Source organism: Clostridioides sp. ZZV15-6597, assembly GCF_020657815.1.
In the GTDB taxonomy this organism is placed as follows: Bacteria; Bacillota; Clostridia; order Peptostreptococcales; family Peptostreptococcaceae; genus Clostridioides.
Window position 1 is genome coordinate 41,204 of sequence record NZ_JAGWCT010000001.1, and the last position, 19,639, is coordinate 60,842.

Annotated in this window: 19 protein-coding genes; 3 read left to right on the forward strand and 16 right to left on the reverse strand. The window is 27.3% G+C overall.

The window, feature by feature from the left end; translation table 11 throughout:
- The first annotated feature begins 16 nt into the window (after nucleotides 1-16).
- From KGF52_RS00295 to KGF52_RS00305, 3 genes are all read left to right on the forward strand, one after another.
- Nucleotides 17-1,861, forward strand: a complete 1,845-nt coding sequence (locus tag KGF52_RS00295; protein ID WP_227838734.1) for a hypothetical protein — start codon at nucleotides 17-19, stop codon at nucleotides 1,859-1,861.
- 182 nt (nucleotides 1,862-2,043) lie between these two features.
- Nucleotides 2,044-2,184 carry a hypothetical protein gene (locus tag KGF52_RS00300; protein ID WP_021383152.1) on the forward strand — a complete coding sequence of 47 codons (141 nt, stop codon included), beginning with the start codon at nucleotides 2,044-2,046 and terminating at the stop codon, nucleotides 2,182-2,184.
- 200 nt (nucleotides 2,185-2,384) lie between these two features.
- Entirely contained in the window at nucleotides 2,385-2,762 is a 378-nt protein-coding gene (locus tag KGF52_RS00305) for a BlaI/MecI/CopY family transcriptional regulator (protein WP_227838735.1), read from the forward strand.
- A 400-nt stretch (nucleotides 2,763-3,162) separates the two neighbouring features.
- Here KGF52_RS00305 and KGF52_RS00310 read toward each other — a convergent pair whose 3' ends face one another.
- The 16 genes from KGF52_RS00310 to KGF52_RS00385 form a co-directional block, all read right to left on the reverse strand.
- Nucleotides 3,163-3,822: a hypothetical protein gene (locus KGF52_RS00310; RefSeq protein WP_227838736.1), complete on the reverse strand. Its 660-nt coding sequence runs from the start codon at nucleotides 3,820-3,822 to the stop codon at nucleotides 3,163-3,165.
- Between the two features lie 1,061 nt (nucleotides 3,823-4,883).
- Nucleotides 4,884-6,011 carry a homing endonuclease associated repeat-containing protein gene (locus KGF52_RS00315; RefSeq protein ID WP_227838737.1) on the reverse strand — a complete coding sequence of 376 codons (1,128 nt, stop codon included), beginning with the start codon at nucleotides 6,009-6,011 and terminating at the stop codon, nucleotides 4,884-4,886.
- Nucleotides 6,012-6,024: 13 nt separating this feature from the next.
- Nucleotides 6,025-6,960 (reverse strand): tyrosine-type recombinase/integrase, encoded by a 936-nt coding sequence (locus tag KGF52_RS00320; protein WP_227838738.1) that lies wholly within the window; start codon nucleotides 6,958-6,960, stop codon nucleotides 6,025-6,027.
- A gap of 33 nt (nucleotides 6,961-6,993) precedes the next feature.
- Nucleotides 6,994-7,305 carry a hypothetical protein gene (locus tag KGF52_RS00325; protein WP_227838739.1) on the reverse strand — a complete coding sequence of 104 codons (312 nt, stop codon included), beginning with the start codon at nucleotides 7,303-7,305 and terminating at the stop codon, nucleotides 6,994-6,996.
- On the reverse strand, nucleotides 7,306-7,557 hold the full coding sequence (locus tag KGF52_RS00330; protein ID WP_009895116.1) for a phage holin family protein: 252 nt from the start codon (nucleotides 7,555-7,557) through the stop codon (nucleotides 7,306-7,308).
- 11 nt (nucleotides 7,558-7,568) lie between these two features.
- Nucleotides 7,569-8,186, reverse strand: a complete 618-nt coding sequence (locus KGF52_RS00335; protein ID WP_227838740.1) for a glucosaminidase domain-containing protein — start codon at nucleotides 8,184-8,186, stop codon at nucleotides 7,569-7,571.
- Between the two features lie 10 nt (nucleotides 8,187-8,196).
- Nucleotides 8,197-9,012, reverse strand: coding sequence for an N-acetylmuramoyl-L-alanine amidase (locus KGF52_RS00340; protein WP_227838741.1), 816 nt, complete (start codon nucleotides 9,010-9,012; stop codon nucleotides 8,197-8,199).
- A 114-nt stretch (nucleotides 9,013-9,126) separates the two neighbouring features.
- Complete coding sequence (locus KGF52_RS00345) at nucleotides 9,127-9,264, reverse strand: XkdX family protein (RefSeq protein ID WP_227838742.1); 138 nt, start codon at nucleotides 9,262-9,264, stop codon at nucleotides 9,127-9,129.
- Nucleotides 9,264-9,593, reverse strand: coding sequence for a hypothetical protein (locus KGF52_RS00350; RefSeq protein ID WP_227838743.1), 330 nt, complete (start codon nucleotides 9,591-9,593; stop codon nucleotides 9,264-9,266). Before KGF52_RS00350 ends, KGF52_RS00345 begins: the two co-directional genes overlap by 1 nt.
- A 20-nt stretch (nucleotides 9,594-9,613) precedes the next feature.
- Nucleotides 9,614-11,665 (reverse strand): hypothetical protein, encoded by a 2,052-nt coding sequence (locus tag KGF52_RS00355; RefSeq protein WP_227838744.1) that lies wholly within the window; start codon nucleotides 11,663-11,665, stop codon nucleotides 9,614-9,616.
- 32 nt (nucleotides 11,666-11,697) lie between these two features.
- Nucleotides 11,698-11,880: a hypothetical protein gene (locus KGF52_RS00360; RefSeq protein ID WP_227838745.1), complete on the reverse strand. Its 183-nt coding sequence runs from the start codon at nucleotides 11,878-11,880 to the stop codon at nucleotides 11,698-11,700.
- On the reverse strand, nucleotides 11,880-12,173 hold the full coding sequence (locus KGF52_RS00365) for a hypothetical protein (protein WP_227838746.1): 294 nt from the start codon (nucleotides 12,171-12,173) through the stop codon (nucleotides 11,880-11,882). Before KGF52_RS00365 ends, KGF52_RS00360 begins: the two co-directional genes overlap by 1 nt.
- 13 nt (nucleotides 12,174-12,186) lie before the next feature.
- Entirely contained in the window at nucleotides 12,187-13,878 is a 1,692-nt protein-coding gene (locus KGF52_RS00370; protein ID WP_227838747.1) for a glycine rich domain-containing protein, read from the reverse strand.
- Between the two features lie 14 nt (nucleotides 13,879-13,892).
- Entirely contained in the window at nucleotides 13,893-14,432 is a 540-nt protein-coding gene (locus KGF52_RS00375; RefSeq protein WP_227838748.1) for a hypothetical protein, read from the reverse strand.
- 78 nt (nucleotides 14,433-14,510) lie between these two features.
- Nucleotides 14,511-14,831: a CD1375 family protein gene (locus KGF52_RS00380; RefSeq protein WP_227828964.1), complete on the reverse strand. Its 321-nt coding sequence runs from the start codon at nucleotides 14,829-14,831 to the stop codon at nucleotides 14,511-14,513.
- 11 nt (nucleotides 14,832-14,842) lie between these two features.
- Nucleotides 14,843-19,627, reverse strand: a complete 4,785-nt coding sequence (locus KGF52_RS00385) for an RCC1 domain-containing protein (protein WP_227838749.1) — start codon at nucleotides 19,625-19,627, stop codon at nucleotides 14,843-14,845.
- Nucleotides 19,628-19,639: the final 12 nt, after the last annotated feature.

A 19,639-nucleotide genomic window follows, 5' to 3' on the forward strand; every position in this document is an offset into this window, starting at 1 on the left:
GGAGGTGTTATATTCTATGAGAACAAGTAAAATCGCAAATACACACAAGGAAAACTTATCTGTTGCTGAGATTCAAAAACTATGTGCTATCGCTGGAAATATTGAGGCAAATATTCAATCAAATGATAAAACTCCGTCTTGGGATGGAGAACTATTTTTATATAAAAAAAATAAAATCGAGAAGGAAAATTGTTTAGATAATAAAAAAGAAAATTTATTGAAAAAAATAAATATACAACTTAAAGCAAATGAGGTGAAAAAGTTAAGTGGCAAAAAAAGAACTTTTTCAATGAATGTTAGTGATTTAAGAAACTACTATAACAATGAAGGTGTTATTTTATTTGTTGTTGAAATTGAAAGTGTTAACAAAATGAAAGTTTATTGTAGAAATTTACTTCCAGTTGATTTGATAAATATATTAAATGAAATAGATAGAAATAAGAAAAATCAATTGACCAAGTCTGTAGAGCTATATGAACTAAGATTTGAAAATAATCATTTTGAAAGGATAGTTAATTCGTTTTATCGTAATATAAATAAGCAAACAAAAAATTTAGTAGATAAACAAATAGAACTAAGTGAAAGAGACAAAGAAATTTCAATAGATATTGCAGAAATAGATAATAGATATGATTTATTTAATAGAGGTGTGTATGCTTACAAACCACTTAAACATGAAGATTTAGATACAATTGATTTACCTTGTGTGAACAAATTATATCTTAAAGAATTAAATACAAAAGCTATTGTAGATATTTTTATAAAAAATAATATTTATAAAAATAATGAATATATATTAACTTTAAATAAAAACAATCACAAAATAACTATCAATAATTTTATTGTTATTTATATTTACCGTATATTAGATGAGAAATTAATCAATAAGTCTATTGATATAAATTTTACGATAAAAGAACCAAGTGGGACTGTTGATAGTCATTTAAATAATTTAAAGATGTTATTAGATATATTCAAATATAAAAAAGTACTTATAAAAGAATTTTCAACAAAAGATGAACTTATTGATTTAGATTTAAAAACTATGCCATGTGAAGAAAATGATTTAATAGAAAATATATTATTTTTTGAAGATTTTAAGAATCTATTAGATATACTTGAAATAAAACAAGAAAATTTCTTATTAGATAATATGTCTCATGAAGATTATGGGAAAATAAATACACTTATAAATATATTTATTAATAATAAAACAATTAAAAGAAAGAATATGAGTAAAGATTCAGGATTTACATATATGAAAATTAATGAAAAGAAAATAATCTTATACAAGATAGAAACAGATAATAGTTGGAATCTTATTAATATTTTTGATGAAAAAAATAAACTTACTATTACTCAAAAAGAAGGAGATATGCAATGTAGTCCATATATACTTTTAAATTATAATGATATGGATAGTATTAATTTCGATGTAAATAAAGCAACTATAAATATTAAAAAATATAAAAAAACACCAGAGTATACAGATAGAGTCATGTCATATATTTTAGAATTAATTAAATACTATGATAAAGTACTTATTAAAGAATATTTAATTGAGGCACTAGAGTTATTAGAATGGATAGAAAATGAAATTGATGTAGATATAAATAAAATTAATAAATATCAAATAGTAAAAAGAATTAGAAATTTTAGTATTGATGAAATACTTGATTTAGATAATATTAAAAGAAAAAACTCAAAAGATATAATGATTCAATGTGCTATAAATATATTAATTGAAAAGTCTGAAGAAGCTAAAAATAATATGAACAATATGAGTAAAGAATTATTGAATAAATTTAAATTATATCCAATATATAATTTGTATGATAAAAAATCAAAGGTACAAACATAAAGGAATTTTTTTATAAAGTCTTACAATGGCGTATAGAGCGTCGGATTTTAGATGATATTTGAAATTTTATATTTCCAATATTTATGATATAATAAACATAGCAAGGAATATATATTTGAAAATCTAAGAGTGGTATTTCCATAAAGTCGCCTTAACTTTCTTTTAGGAAGGAGGTGAAACTTATGGTGAATCTAATGATGAATGTTATAGCAGGTTTAATAGCTTGTTGGATTTATGATAGATTAAAAAACCACTCAAAGTCGGCAGCTAAGAGTGGTTGGGAACTTAATATAAAGTTCCAGAAAAATAAATCTTCAAAATAATTTGTTGAAGGAAACATCACTCAAAGTTAAGTAAAATATATTTCCTTGCTTTTATTATACCACAAATTAAAGATATTAAAACAAAATTTTATAAATACTTACTTATTATTGTTCTAATTATATGGTAATAATTGGATTTGATTGTATAGAATTATTGCTGTAATATTTAGTTAAATAAACAAATGATTGGGGCGATAATTATGTATTTAAGAAGATTATCAAAGTCAGAATTAATTATAATGAAATTTATTTGGAATTTAAATACAAAAGTAAAATCATATGACGTTGTTAATTATATGAAAGAAAAATATAGTTGGTCAGAAAAAACAATACTAAAGACTTTATCTAAGTTATCAAATAAAAGATTTCTATATGTTCAGGAAACAAACAAATGTACATATTATACAATTGCAATTAGAGAAGATGAGTATTCTGAATTTGTATCAAAAAAAATACATGAACTTCTAGGTTCTAACTCTATAAAAAGCCTTTTAGCATCATTATGCCAAGAAGAATTAACAGATGAGAAGTTAATCTCATTAGAAGAATGGGTAAAAAACTGGGAAGAAGACGACTAAAGATTTCAAATATACTATTCTCTAAATTCGAATTTAAGGAACAATATTCATAGAAACATCTAAATCTATAACAGATGTCTCTATGAATAGTTCAAAACTGTATATTATAACTTTACAATTACGACTGTCTATTGCTAACTACTTACATTTTTTAGTACAAATATCTATACATTAAATAGAATTGTACCGTAAGTAGAATTATACTTATAATAATATAACTTTTCGGAGGTTTTTTTAATAGATTAGCGACAATAACAAACATGAAAATCAGGTTCATAAAAATAAAACTTAAAGTAATATTTTTATAATAATAAAACACATTTGATATAAAAAACAAAATAAATATTATAATTAACCTTAATTTCAAATTCATAATTTTATAACCCCCCCAAATGGTTTTCTAAATAACTCCATAATGAGTTATAGTTTTTTCATATGAACTCCAATTTCTATCTGAATATATAGCTAGGTCATATTTACGATAATTGCTGTTATTAGTTTTAAAATATATTGTTTCTTTAAATGAACAGAATCCGACAACACCTACTAAAAATCCAATTCCACTTATAATATTACCAACCTTTGTGTTAGTACACTTAGTTGCTATTATAGATGCTATAAGAGCTTTACTTTCTGTGCCTAGAAATTTGTATTTAAATTTATGTGTTCCAGTCTTAGTCCATACTCCTTTTGTCTGTATCATATTTGAATCAGGTACAAGTTCTTTTTCATCTTGTATAGTATTTGCATACTTGCCATCTACATATATCTCATTAGATTTTGAGTTAAAAGCTACAGTATTTGATTCATTTCCTCCTTGAAATTCTATTGTATGTAAATCCCCTGAAAATTTATGGTTAAATACATATTCTTGATTATCAATAGTAACTATTTCTGTAAAATCTTTTTTAGAACCATTATAAGTATCGTTTTCAGTTAGATAAGAATTGTTTGTATTTGTCAAATTAACACCGCTATCTGCGAATGATAATTCAACCGAACTTAATCCTATTGTTGTTACACAGGCTAATGCCATTAATCTACTCTGTATTTTTTTCATCTTGTTATACCCCCTACTTTAATTCTATTTTAATAGAATTGTATCATGTACGGTAACAATTGGCAATATAAATTTTTAATTGGTTTATAAAATAAAAATAAAAAATATATTTTTAAAAATATCTAATCTTTAAAATAAAATATAAATATTTGTTTTTATTTATTTTATTATTAATTTTTTCGTTTATTTAATCATTAATATTATAATATTAATGATTTTTTGATAAATATTTATTTAAATCGACTTTTAGGTTGTTTTTTAATACTTTCAATATAGTTATGCTTTTATATATATAATTAAGAAATGTTCATAAATAATTAAGATTAGTTTATGAATGCTTAAGAATTATTAATGAATGATTTCTTGCACATTCTATACTATCAGAGTAGAATTGAGATAGGTACCTAATTAAAATAAGTTTAATATATTAAATGAAAACGAAAGAATTTTATAGATACGTTTTTAATTATTATAATATTATTTACTATCATACATATTAGATTGACAAGAATTAATAAATAGATAACATATAATTATCTAGATAAAATTATATGTTAAAAAGTTTATCTAAAATTTAATTCTTATATTGTTATATGAGTAAAGGTGAGATTTGAACTGCAAAACTATTAATTTTTAGGAGCCATTTATGAAAAATAAATTTGATAAAATAAAAGTTGGAAAATATAATTATAAATATGCTCTTATAAAAGTTTGGAATCAATAATGGATTTTTATATTTTTTTTATAGCATGTGCTGTATTTTATGTTTCTGATATTTTATTTAAAAAATTTCAAATAAAATCATTTTTTTTGAAAAGTATTTTAAGTGGCTTAGCATTATACATAATTATAATTTTATATAATAAAATTAAATAAACATAAACAAAAAAATAAAGCCCTCTAAAGAAAACTCAATTAAGAGTAATCCCTAGAGGGCTTATTATTATCTATTTCCTTTTTTCTTACCTTTTTTACGACCTTTACATGCCATAATATCACTTCCTCTCAATTTTATAGTCCTATTAAATCTTTAGACTTAGAGATTTTACCTTTATCTTCTTTTAAGCAATTTTTTGCATAAAAAAATCGTACAACTCATTCAAATTGTACGAAAAATCTTGAGGATAGATATCTATAAGATTTATATTATTTTTCTTACAAATATCTATTTTCCATTCAGTTTTATTTCTATATTTTTCATATACCATTAGTCCAAATATTTCTACATAGTATTTTTTATTTTTTATGTTGATTTCAAAATCAAACCTATGATTAGTTTGGAAATTTGGTATTACATTCTTATAATATGTTTCTGTATTATATTCTATATCGTGTTCTTCCAACATATTTGCAAATAGTAATTCCCAAAATGAACGCATTTTTAATTTTTTTTTATCTGTATAATATAATCTATATCTAGGTAACAGATTTATTTCTACTAACAATTCCTCATAAGTGCCAAATTCTCTTTGATATTTAGTTAAACTTGAACACCATTCACACAAAGATATATCATGAACGGTTGGAATTCTGCCTAGTGATTTATATAATTCTAAAATATCATTTTTCAAATCATCCTTGGACTTTCTCCTACTTTTCATTCTCATATCTGTATTTATATTTAATTGTCTATGTAAGTTATAAAGATTCCCAAAATGATTTGTGTATGCAGAAGAACAATAAGATTTGCCTAATTTACTATACTTATCTAAATCTCTGTTAGTAGGATTTTTTTTAAGAATATTTTTTAGTTCTAAATATTTCTTTTTCATATCATTTTCTAATATCAAATTGGCTACTTCTTTTTTATCATATCCTAAATTTTCATACATTTCATCTATTGTAAGTCCAGTTTTTTTAAATACAGTTGATGATGCTGGTAGATAATTACAACTATTCAAATCATTTACATTAATTATCTTGTTTTGGGATAACTTATCTTCGATTAATTTCTTTATACCACTATTTATTTTTTCTAAAGAAAATGGTTCTCTGTCAAAATATCTTGATTTATTTTTATCATATAAATTAGCTGATTCTAAGGCTTTTCTAAAACTACCAAAATTATTAAAATATGTAACAGAACTTGGGTATCCTTTTTGTTTATTAATACCTCTTTGTGTGGGATATCCTATTTTTTCATTATATCTAACTAAATAATCTATTAATTCTTTTTTACTATATCTCAAATATCTAATCTCCTTATATAAATTTATCATATTCTTCAGCTAATTTATTTTTATTTTCTATTGTGTAGTGGTTTATAGTTACATCAACCCCACTGTGGCCAAGCAACTTTGATACTGTAGTTATTGGTACACCTCTATCTTTTAAAATATTAGACATACTATGTCTAAGGTCATGATTATATCCACCATCTATATCAATTAACTTAAAAGCCTTTTTAACCCATGAACTTAAGACATTTGAATTAACTTGATTATATTTACCTCCATATTTTGTAAAGAATATATATGGGTAATCTATGTCATGTTGAGATAAATAATCTTTCCATTTGATTAATAATTGTTGTACTTCTTCTGAAAATCTAAAATCTCTTGAGACACCACCTTTGGCTGTAATACCATGAATCCATCTGTTATCTAAATCTGTATTGTCCCATCTGAACTGACTTATCTCATTGCTTCTACCCATTGTTGCCAATCCTAAATTTATGTAGACTTCTAATTGTAGGCTATCCTGTTCTGAAAGTTTTTCTTTTAATTTAACTAGTTGATCCTCAGTTAAAAATGTTCTTTTCTGAACTTCCTCACCTGTTCCTGGTCTTTCTATCATTTCACACCAATTGTCAGTAATTTTTCTTTTTTTCTTTAAAAAAGATAGTAATGATGAAATGGAACTTATTCTACGTCTGATTCTTTTTTCATTATTCCCTTGCTCCATACAATAACCTATATAAGCTTCTATCTCTTCTTCACTTATATCAGTTAGTAATGCATCAAAACATTCTATATTTAAAAACTTAAAAAATTGCATTACATCACATTCATAGTTATATATTGTTTTTTCACTTTTCCCAGCTATTTGTTTTGCTCTTTTATATTGCTTCCATAATTTAATATTCTCTGGATTTGGTTCTCCAGTTATACTTATTCTCTTACTACGTTGTTTTGCCAAATACTTCACTTCCTTATAAAAAGACTAGAGAAATTAATCCCTAGTCTCTAATTTATCTTTAATTTTCGTTATATCTGTTTCGACCCTTTCAAGCCTACTATTATTAGTATTAAGAGCTTCAGCAAACTTATCTAATTTATCGTCAAATTTGTCTATCGTACTTCCAAATAAAACTCTTTGCTCTCTAATCTCTCTTGAAAAATATGCTCTTTCTTTTTTTCTATCATCTTGCTCTAGCTGTCTATTTTTTTCTAAATATTTTCCAAGCCATAACATCAGTACCATTAAAAGTATGGCTGTATATCCATATTGACTCAGTAGTTCAATCATTTCTTTTGATAACATCTACTTTTCCTTTCTATTTTGTACTTGTATTTGATTTATTCCTATAGATGCTCCCCAGCACAAAATACCTTCAAAGACAGCTTCTATTGATAGCTCTTTCATAAATAAACAACTGCTTATCATTGCTATAACTAATAATATGAAAGGTATGTATTTATTTTTAATATTAGATTCTTTTATAAAAGTTCCTAATATGTAAAGTCCACCTATTAGCATTATTAAATTTTCAGGTATAAATTGCATTATATCCATATAATTTTCTCCTATCCAAGAATTTCATTTAATTCTTTTACTTTAGTCTTTATTTGCTCTAATTTTATATCATTATTTTCTACTTTCATTGAACTTATCTTATTACATATGTTTACTATGCTTTGACCATAGTTCATATCTGGACACCATTTACCAGATAAACTTTCTACTGTTTTAGCTTCTCCATGTAAATATGGAAAATGTCTAGGGTCTAATGTAGTTCCATTTACTTTATATTCAACCTTACCAACTAATTCACTATACTTAGGATACCCCTTAGCTCCAGCATATAGTGCTAGATGGTCAATAAATGCTGATACTCCATCCTCCCAACAATTAAATCTTGTATGGGCTGTTGCGTCTAAATCTCCTCCACCTTTATTTCCTTTAAGTCCACATACATTGCAATAGGAAGGATTTAGAACTCTACCAAAATTAAAATATCCAGTTTCTACAAATGCTTGAGCAATTGCAATAACTGGATTTACACCTTTTTTCTCTGCTTCTTTATATATAATTGGGACTATAGCTCTGCATAAATAATGTGGTGGATTAGAGTTATTTTTTAATGTATCTAAATATGCAAATACTTGCTCTAGTGTTGCTGTTGATTTATCTAATATATTCAATTTATACCTCCTACTTACCTATAAAATTCAATACTTTATGAAGTGTAGCCCATCTATCATCACCTTGTAATTTAGTAAATCTCTCACTAGTTTTGATTTTGCTGGATGCTCCACCTATTACATATAGATTTTCACAATGTCCAGGAATATAATTTTTCAACTCGCATACATAAACTTCATTAGTTTTATAATTCATGGCCATTAATTGGGCTATAACTTTATCTACTTCCCCATCATAAACTATTGCGTATTTCACTTTGTCCTCTTGTGGTTTACTAACTACAGACTTATTAAATATTCCTTCAAAAATATCTATGGCCATATCTTTGGCATTGTAATTTTTAGTGTCAGATGTATCTACAAAGCAACACTCAACTAAAATTGACTTTGACTTTGTTCTTCTTAAAAATGCTAGAGTTTTCCTTTCTTTAACGCCTCTATTTTTAAAGTCCTTATCACCTTTTGTATGATAAGTTTCAGTTATTTTTTTACATATTCTTGATGCTATTTCAACAGTTTCTTTGTCATTTAAATTATATACTAAAACTTCTACACCTCTACCTCCACCTGAGTTAAAATGAATACTTACATTTAAATCTGTGTTATATGAATTACATTTATCTATAATCTTATTCAATATATCACTTTGAGAAGTTCCATTATTGCATGTAGTATCATATACTGTACATTCCTTTTTTACTAAAGGTATTAACTCTTTTAGTACATTTCTTGCTTCTGTAGATTCTTTTATATTTCCTACTGCTCCAGAACCTACTTTACCATCTGGGTTGTGTCCTGCATGGGCTGTTAATGTTTTTATATTCAAAATTACCACTCCTTTTAAATAACTAATATAAAAAGAGCCTATAAAACAAGGCTCTTATTCGCTCGATTTCCAATTAAAATTATGATTTTAATATGTTTTGTACATTAAAAAAGACTATACTATGTAGTCCTCTCCTGTTATTTCTTTATATTCTCCTTCTGTTATTTTATCTTTTAGTACTGCATTTTTAACCATTTCTTTACTCCACATTTTATTGTCATAATAGTATTTTATTTTTTCAAATCCTAACATTATATTAATCCTCCCATCATTAGTACATAGTTTATATTAGCATTTTCTAATTCTAATTCTTTAACTTTTTTAAGTGCTTCTTGCTCTGGAGTTAGTGGTATTTCATAATACTTAAATGTAACTTCTTTTGTAATTTTGTTAACTACTGTACTAGTACCAAATCCTTCACGAATTTCAGGAGTAGGTAAATTTTCTACAAATACTCCCTCGGCTTCTAATTCTTTCTCAGTTTTTCCTAATCCATATTGAGGGTCTAGTGGTTTGTAGTGTATTAAACCTACTTGGTATAAATCTCCTTCTAAATGTTGTAAATTTGTTAAATATATCATTATATATTTCCTCCTTATAATTAATTTAAATAAGCCACTTTCTTAATCGAATGGGTGTTATTAATTTTATATATTTTATCAGTCTTATTACTGACTATGAGACGATAACTATTATCTATAGCTATTAATTTTGAAGTTAAATCTATATTAGTGGTATCTTGTATAAGTTTTCCTGCACTTGATATTTTCTTTAACTCTGAATCTGTTAGTACATAAATGTAATCCACATCATCAACTATAAGACATCTAATATTTGAGACATTATATCTCCATACCTCAGTTCCAGTAGTAGTAGATGAAATTTTACGAACTGAATTACTATATTCTTGTATAATATTGTTCATACTATCACAGCCTAGTGAAACTGTACCATAATATGAACTAGTCCATACAATATCTCCATAACGAGAATACTTAGTAATTGGTACTTCAGCACTCCCTTCTCCTCCTATAATAATATTGTCATATTCATCAATAGTACAAGATGTTATAGGGAAAGTATGACTTGTATCTGTCCATACTATATCTCCATTAGTATTCATCTTAATAATTTTAGTACTATCTCCTACTGATATGATATTATCTTTAGAATCTACTACTAAGTCCCTAATGGTAGCTGTGTGTTCAATTTTACTCCATATTTCAGCTCCTGCTCTAGTTAACTTTTTAATAGAGTTATTATCAGTGGCCACTATAATTTCTTGCTGAGAATTTTCGGTTGATAATATAGCACTTGATTCTCTCACAAATCTTGACCACAACTGTTTATGACTAGTATCTAATTTATCTATACTCCTATTAGTATTACACATTACTATATCATTACTCTTGCATGTTGATATGTAGTTATGAGGAATCCTACTAGTTGTAAGAGTTGTTCTAAATATATTAGTATTATCTTCCTGTACGATAGTTTTTATATCTTGTATGTTATATACTTTATTAGTTTTATCATCTACAGCTATACCTCTATTATTAAATATCTTCTGAATACCACTTTTGTATCCTACAAATACAAGACCATCATATCCAGTACATACGCTGTAAGGTATCTCATCCTTGTATGTACCATAGTTTACATCATTAAAATCTTGTTTTACCTTAGATACTTTACTATCTGTACCATTTGTCCAGTATATGTATCCGTCATTACCCATTTGCACATTATTAAATTGACTATATGGACTTTCATAACTGCATACTAATTCATAAGTAGAACGTGAATATTTATGTAATGTAGTGCTTGACTTACTACTTGTATAGATATCTCCATATTTATCAACGACCATGTTATCACAGTTCTTACTTTCAGCTTTGAATGACTTAATTAAAGTATTTCCAGCATATTCTTCTACAGTTCCACCATTCAAAGCTACTAATGTACGACTACTATTAGCATATATCCCGCATACATAAGAACCCGAAGTTTTGTATTGTTTAGATATCTCACCTCCTGCATTTAGGATATATACATAACCTGCACTCGTACCTACATAAATATAACCAGTAGACTCATCCACCCATACCTTATTAGCTCCTGAAATGCCTTCTCTTCTAAATTCTCCTCCTCTTTTACTATACTTTTCTACTGTACCATTAAAGTAGATTACATAGACGTTATCATCTTTATCAGCATACATATCATATACTGTATATCCTAGACAAGAACCACTTAATACTATTGAACCATTATAATCATATTTAGTAAATCCTATTGTAGGGCTAGTATTATGAGTGTATATGTAATTTGGTGAAGATTTCATAATATAACGATAATCAGATACATTGTCAACAAGCCATTCAATTCTACCTGGAGGTGTTTGAGGTAATATCTTGATGTTGTTAATATTACTTGCCATAGTTTGAAATGTATCATTGCTACTAGTTGGTACATTCTTGTCAGTAATAGCAGTAGCAATTAATTGTTTACCATTACTGACAGATTGAAAAACCTCTTTTAATGCTCCTTCTACATTATCACTTGTAAAGTTATTTTCTGTATCTTCTATAGTTACATTCTTTGCTTCTAATACAAGATTTCTAACTTTATTAACTAACTCTTTAAAAGTCATTTAATCACCTTCTTTCAATAAAAAAGAACCATCTATAATGCCGGTTCTGTTCCTTCTACTACTCCACTTTCTTTAATTATATAATCTTCTACTGCCTTTCTGTACTCTACATTAGTTACATCATCTAACTCAAAAGGTCTATTTTTCAAAGGATTTAACCCTTTATTCAAAATCCTCTCTGCTAATATTCTTACTACAATATTATTTATATTCATTATAAAATTCCTCCTACTTTTTCATTTTCTGCAATTAGTAATTGATTTTCTAATTCTTGTATCCTCTTTTCTTCTTCTGTTACATATACTGGTATTTCTTCTAAAATTGGCTGTTTTGTTTCTATGTTTATACCTGTAATTCTATTTTTGGTATAATCTATACTTCCATATGGAATATCAATGCAATGTAATTCAGTTATTTCATCATGTTCTAATATATCTCCTGTTGCTTCTCCTGTTTGAATTAATATTTTGCCTGTTTGGTCATATATAATTCTATTTGCTCTATCCATTTTATCACCTCTTTTATATAAATTTTATAGCATACCAATTGTATAAGACTCCATCCACGTCTGGAATTATAGCTGGAACATAAGTATTATTTTCTATCCAAACACTTCCTTTATTGCTTTTGTATGCTTGCCCAAAAGCGGAATAATTTTGGTCTCCATATGGTTTACGAAATCTGGAAGTAACAACAAAATCAGTTTCTCTAGAGATTGAAGGGATGCCTGATGTACCAAAAACAAAATGTTTATAATATACACTAGAACTGTCTTTGTATTCGCATTCCGCAAAAAAAAGGTTAGGAACAAAATTTAATCCTTCAACTCCAATCCAAGCCTTAGGTTGACGTTCATAATTATTATTGTGGTTACTATCGTATAAATAAGCACTCCAAAGTGAATTTTGTATGATAGATGTAGTTCCATGAGCAATCTTATATTTTGCATTTAATTGAGATATTATATTATTTTTTTCTGTTAACTGGTTCACCAACTCTTGTACACTAGCATCTGAACTATCAAAAGAAGTCTTTATTTTCTCTGATAACTCCACAAGTGTATTATTTAAACTTGCTTCTATATTCTTTAATGCTAAAGTGTTTATAATACTTGTTTTACCATTTTTAAATCCTGCATTAACCTCTGTCAGTTTTGCAGATATATCTTGCAGATTTACATCTTCGGGCAGTGGCATTATATTCTTACTTATACTTAATACTTTTTCTGCTGTAGCATTATTACTGTCTGTAACAACTATTTTAAGTGTGTGTAGAGCATTATCTTCTAATGTATAGTTAATTGTTTTCTCTGTTGTTAAATCTGTTGTTATAGTTTCTTTTAGTACATCATCTATAAAGTATTCTATTTTAGTTAGTAGTGTAGGGTCTGTGTGGTCTACTTTAAATGTTGCTTGTGTGGAGTTATAAGATGATACATTTAAAAACGGTAATGCTTGAAGTAGCGTTATTTTAGCACGACCATCTGAATAATCACCTACGACAGTAGTATTTCCACCAGTTGTCATGACTACATTATCAAAATAATATTCTGATGTTGGAGTATATCCAGGTGGCTTATAACTATCTTTAGTTAGTACATAACCACTTCCACCACCACTTCCATATTTGCTGGAATCAGCACAAGCGCCACCATACCAGCCACCGCCTCCACCTGTATAAGGTGAAGGTTTACTAGGAGTAGCGCCTTTTCCAAAAAGACCATCGCAAGAACCATTATCAGGGATACTTCTGCCACCTTCGTATTGTGTACCACCAAAAGCAGGTCTGCCATTCCAGCCTCTACCAATTCCACCTTTTAAACCTCCACCACCACCTCCGGCATAAGCATCATAGCATCCACCACCACCTCCGGCAACAATTATACGAGATAGTAAGCTTTGTTCATTATCCCAAGTACCACCAACAAGTCTTATATCAGTAGCACCACCACCACTACAGCTAGTAGCATATCCACCACCATTGAACGAATAACCTTTTCTGCCATCTAAACCAACATAAAGATATAAAGTAGTTTCTTTTTTTAATGTTAATTCCCCAGAAGAATAACCACCTTTTCCATAATAAAATCCATCTGATAAAGGAGTACCTGTAGCACCACCTCTAGCACCCCAGCATTCAAGTTTATATTTACCAGGCTTAAGTATAATTTCTTGTGCTGAATTTACAGCATCAAAATTCCATTCAGTCTGCACTTTCTCACTCTCCTTTAACAATAAGTTATCAACTCATTTACACTTGTTGCAATATTAGATAATCCACCATTTACTTTTTCTTCTATATTAACCAATCTATCTTCAATTTTCTTAGATGAATAAGTAGTCATTTCAGACACTCTGTTATCATCTACAGTTGCATTTATAAAATGAGTTTCTGCATTTCCATTTATCACATAGACATTTAATTCTGACCTTGTTTCACTTCTAATTTCTATAGAATTATCATCTATAATTTTAAAGTTTGTAACTACATTTTCTTTTGTAGTAGCATCTATAATATTTACGACTATTCTCTGTGTTAGCAAACCATGTGTTACAGTTGCTTTAAACCCATTCTCTAAATCCTCCACCCAATCATCAATTGTTATTGTTTGGGTAGATGCCACATTTGAACCACCTGCGATAAGTTGGTCAATTTTAGTATTCAACTCTGTTTTAGTAGTTTCTATATTTGTATTAACTTTTCCAATTTCACTATTAGTGTCACTAGGTACATTTTTTAATTTTTTTACTACCTCTTCATTTAACAATTTATCACCTTCTTTTTTATTTAGAGAGCTACATTAGTAACTCTCTATTTTGAATATAAAAAAAGAACTCTTACAGTTCTATGATAATGAAATCTCTAGTGCTTCACACATTTTTCTTACCTCTTCTCTATATTTCATAGGTACTTGGTTAATTGTTTTTAAACCTCTCTCTATTAATCCTACATAAATTGCTGCCATACTACTTCCTCCTTCAAATTTTATATTTTTTAATGACATGGTAGATGCTTGTTGACTGCCTAATACCATTTCGCATATCTCCGCAGTTGCTAACATTAAATCTGTAATGTCATTATCTTGCGTTTTTTGACTTGTATTTAAATTATTTAAAGCCTTTTTTTGTTTGAGCTTTTCAATTTTTTCTTCATTTAAATTTAGCATTTAATCACCTCTTAAAGTGTAGACTCATCTATAGAAAATATCATAGATGGTCTTTTTATTGCAGTCCAATCATCACCTTTTTCAACTATAATTTTAGGTTCTGCTTGTGTCATTCCTTTTTCTTCTAACTCATAAATTTCTTGATACCCTGTGTCAACTTTTTTCATTTCTAATAAATTCATATCTTTATGCATACCTGCGTTATTTGTTTTGATTCGAACCTTCAATTGATTTATAAGTTGATAAATTATATCTCCTATATTTACGCTATCTTCTAACGCTCTATCTAATGTTATTACAAGCTTGCCATCAGCACTATTTGTTAAAGAATTTATGTTATACTTTTTATTCTTAATAAATAGATTAGCACCTTCTGAAACATTTATAGAGTTATTCTCTTTATTAATTGTTGCTCCTAAATACAGATTATCTCCAAACAGAGTATTAGCTTTAAAATATACATTATTTATGCCAAGATTTAGTTTTTCAAGTGGAATAGTGAACAGCACAAAATTATTGATAAATTCATCCTTTGAATGTATTAACTCATTGTTTAAATACATTTCAATTTTATCAATTTCATTATTTGAATCATTAACTTTTAACTTGATACCAGATATAGTCTTTTCAGCTAATTCTATGGATGGTTTTGTTGTAGGTGCTTGGTAAGTCATAAATAAAGTTTCATCTCTTCCAGCATCTAACCAAAGTAAGTCATTGTTAAATTCTTCTGGTATTTGAACTTTATTAAATATATATGGATTATTAGAGTTCATATTATAACAATCTCTTATCTTACCACATATCCAGAGTGATTTATCTAACTTTCTAAAAGATATATAATCTCCACCTATCTCTACATCTTCTACATCTACATCTAGTTTAGTAAATGTTTTTATTATTGTATTTGCAGAAGCTTCACCTAATCCAAAGTTACCAAATCTATTTAATCCTTGACCCCACACAGAGTTATCATTTAGTAATACTAAAGTAAATTTATCATCACACATTACTTTTTTTACATTGGATATATTTACTCTTTGTAATTCACTCACTTCATCGTTATGACCTAGCCCCAGCTGGTAATCGGAATTTAATCCTGCTGAATATAGAGTGCCATCATTTTTTAGAAAATATGAAAATCCAGCACCACATGAAGCTTGTCTTATATCTACAAAGTCTAGTTTAGTGAAGCTTGTCAATAAAGTTGTTGTTCTTGGATTTAATAACTGACCATATGTATTATCACCACATCCAAATAACTCTCCGGAAGTGTTTACAATTAACGAATGAGTCTTTGACATCCAGAACTCTTTTATGTTTTCTTGTAATTCTATTCTGTCATTATCTATATCATATTTTTCTTTATATATAGAACCTATAACATTTTTATAATTTATATCGCTTCGTGATGGTATTATATATTTATTATTTATTAAATTAAAATTATTGTTTAATATATAATTATTTAAAGTGTCAAATCTGTATAAGTAATGCCCTTCAACCTTAGTAATTTCTTTTACAGAACCATCACTTCCTCCTAAACCAAGTTGACCATAACCATTATATCCTACACTGAAAATAGCACCATCATTTTTAATTATAAAAGTAACAGAATCGCTACAAGCAATTTCTTTTATATTATCTATATCAACTTTTGTAAATGTAGTTCTCTGTGTATTATCACCTAAACAAAGTTGACTATAAGAATTACTTCCTGTACTCCAAATACTCCCATCTTCTTTTAATATAAATGTATGATTACTAGCACATATGACTTCTTTTACATTATCAATATCAACTTTAGTAAATACGCTTCTATTAGTAGTATCACCTAATCCTAATTGACCATAATAGTTATAACCACATGAATATAAAGTTCCATCATTCTTGATTATAAAGGTGTATGCCTGTCCACAAGCAATCTTTTTAACATTATCAATATCAACCTTTGTAAATACATTTCTTTGTGTAGTATCACCTAAGCCTAACTCTCCATAACTATTATTTCCTGTACTCCAAATACTCCCATCTTCTTTTTGTATAAATGTTTGATTATTTCCACATATAATTTCTTTTACATTATCAATATTAACCTTTGTAAATACATTTCTTTGTGTAGTATCACCTAAGCCTAATTGACCATTAGAATTAAGACCTGTACTCCACACAGTATTGTCATTTTTTAATATAACTGTTTGGTTCCAGCCACATATAACTTTTTTCACATTATCTATATTAACTTTAGTAAACACATTTCTATTAGTAGTATCACCTAAACCTAATTGACCATTAGAATTATTACCACTATTCCATACAGTCCCATCATTTTTCAATACAACCACATGCATTTTTCCACATACAACATCTTTTATATTTTCCACATTCATTCTAGTAAATACTCTTTTGCCAGCAGTATCACCTAAACCTAATTGACCATAGGAACTACTACCACTACCCCATAAAGTATTGTCATTCTTTAATATGAAAGAAGTATCTCCTAATACGATTTTATAATTGTTTGCATATTCTGTGAAATTATTTTTTAGTTCTATATTAACCTTAGTAAATACATTTTTATTAATAGTATCTCCCAAACCTAACTCTCCATCGCTGTTATAACCACACGAATATAATGTTCCATCATTTTTTACTATGAATGAACTAGCAAAAGTGTTACTATGAACTATATTTTTAACATCATCTATATTAACTTTAGTAAACACATTTCTATTAGTAGCGTCACCTAGTCCCAACTGCCCATATACATTATAACCACATGAATATACTGTATTATCATTTTTTAATATAAAAGTACATTCACTACTACATACAACTTTTTTAACATCACCTATATTAACTTTAGTAAACAAATCTCTATTATTATTATCTCCTAATCCTAATTGCCCATAACTATTTGCCCCACACGACAATATACTTCCGTCATTTTTTAATATGTATGTAATAACATTAGAACAAGCAATATCTTTAACATTATCAATATCAATTTTAGTAAATACATTTCTGTTAACTTTATCACCCAACCCTAATTGTCCCATTTCATTATAGCCACAAGCATACACTGTCCCATCATTTTTTAATAGAAAAGAATTAACATGTCCACAAACTATTTTATTTATATTATTAATATCTACTTTGGCAAACGTGTTTTTAGTATATGGAGTAGTACCAATTCCAAATTGTCCATAATTATTGTCACCAGACACCCAAACTGTATCATCGTCTTTTATTATAAACATATGAAGGTATCCAGTATATATTTTTTTTACATGTTCTATATCTATCTTGGTAAACACAGTCTTAGTTTCAGTAAAATTAAATTTTCCTCTGTTGTCTCCACATCCCCAAAGCGTACCATCATTTTTTAATAAAAGAGTATAAGCTCCATGACACATAACATCCTTAACATTATCTATATCAACCTTAGTAAATACATTTCTGTTAACTTTATCACCTAATCCTAACTCTCCATAAGCATTACGACCACATGAATATAATGTCCCATCATTTTTTAATATAAATGTATGTTGATATCCACAAACTATTTTATCATTTTTATTTATTATCAAATATTCGCCATCATCTTTTAATAAATATGTATCTCCATTTAAATTTACACTTTTGCTAAATCCTATGTAGTCATTATTTTTATACTCTGTAAAAGTAGTAAAGTTATCTGAATTATTAAGAAAATGTTGACAACCTAATTGCCCAAAATTATTAGAACCAGCAAATAATAGTTTATTATCTTCCTTCATTATAAAAGTATGAGTATTACCAGAGAATATTTTTTTTACATTATCTATATTCACTTTAGTAAATATTTTTTTATTTACTTTATCACCTAGTCCCAATTGTCCATAATAATTGTAACCAGTAGATAAAACTGAGCCATCAGTCAATATTATAAATATACCTTGATATGAGCATGTAACATCTTTAACATTATCTATATTAACTTTAGTAAATGTATTTCTATTAGTAGTATCACCTAATCCTAATTGTCCTTTGTTGTTTTCACCTACACACCATAAAGTATTGTCATTTTTTAATACAAATGTAGTTGTTCCACCACATGCAATTTTTTTTACATTATCAATATCAACCTTTGTAAATACATTTCTATTAACTTTATCACTAAAACCTAATTGTCCATAATTATTTAAACCACACGACCATACACTTCCATCACTCTTGATTATAAATGTATGAGAACTTCCGCATATAATTTCTTTTATATTATCAATATTAACCTTTGTAAATACATCCTTATCATTAGTATCACCTAAACCTAGTTGTCCACTACTATTCATCCCACATGAATATACTGTATTATCATTTTTGGTTATAAATGTGTGAAGTCCACCACATATGACATCCTTAACATTATCTATATCAACTTTAGTAAATACGCTTCTATTAGTAGTATCACCTAGTCCTAAAGCCCCACGTTCATTCAGCCCACACGAATATATTGTACCATCATTTTTTAATATAAATGTATTATAGCTATAAGAACTAATTTTTTTAGCATTATCTATATTAACTTTAGTAAATACTTTTCTATCAATAGTATCATCTAAACCTAATTGACCATGTCTATTATAACCACACGCCCAGATACTTCCGTCTATCTTTATACCGAAAGTATAACCACTACCTGGACTTATTACTATATCTACAAAATCATAATTATCAAAATCCTTGTTAAATTCATCAAAGTATATATCTGTATCTAAATATCTTCCACGTTGTAAGATTTTATTTTCTTTCATTAAATCATTCCT

Bases quoted from the DNA above. Each gene is read 5' to 3' on its own strand.
- KGF52_RS00295 (WP_227838734.1), top strand. From the start codon at position 17: ATGAGAACAAGTAAAATCGCAAATACACACAAGGAAAACTTATCTGTT.
- KGF52_RS00300 (WP_021383152.1), top strand. From the start codon at position 2,044: ATGGTGAATCTAATGATGAATGTTATAGCAGGTTTAATAGCTTGTTGG.
- KGF52_RS00305 (WP_227838735.1), top strand. From the start codon at position 2,385: ATGTATTTAAGAAGATTATCAAAGTCAGAATTAATTATAATGAAATTT.
- KGF52_RS00310 (WP_227838736.1), bottom strand. From the start codon at position 3,822: ATGAAAAAAATACAGAGTAGATTAATGGCATTAGCCTGTGTAACAACA.
- KGF52_RS00325 (WP_227838739.1), bottom strand. From the start codon at position 7,305: ATGTTATCAAAAGAAATGATTGAACTACTGAGTCAATATGGATATACA.
- KGF52_RS00330 (WP_009895116.1), bottom strand. From the start codon at position 7,557: ATGGATATAATGCAATTTATACCTGAAAATTTAATAATGCTAATAGGT.
- KGF52_RS00345 (WP_227838742.1), bottom strand. From the start codon at position 9,264: ATGTTAGGATTTGAAAAAATAAAATACTATTATGACAATAAAATGTGG.
- KGF52_RS00350 (WP_227838743.1), bottom strand. From the start codon at position 9,593: ATGATATATTTAACAAATTTACAACATTTAGAAGGAGATTTATACCAA.
- KGF52_RS00355 (WP_227838744.1), bottom strand. From the start codon at position 11,665: ATGACTTTTAAAGAGTTAGTTAATAAAGTTAGAAATCTTGTATTAGAA.
- KGF52_RS00360 (WP_227838745.1), bottom strand. From the start codon at position 11,880: ATGAATATAAATAATATTGTAGTAAGAATATTAGCAGAGAGGATTTTG.
- KGF52_RS00365 (WP_227838746.1), bottom strand. From the start codon at position 12,173: ATGGATAGAGCAAATAGAATTATATATGACCAAACAGGCAAAATATTA.
- KGF52_RS00380 (WP_227828964.1), bottom strand. From the start codon at position 14,831: ATGCTAAATTTAAATGAAGAAAAAATTGAAAAGCTCAAACAAAAAAAG.
- KGF52_RS00385 (WP_227838749.1), bottom strand. From the start codon at position 19,627: ATGAAAGAAAATAAAATCTTACAACGTGGAAGATATTTAGATACAGAT.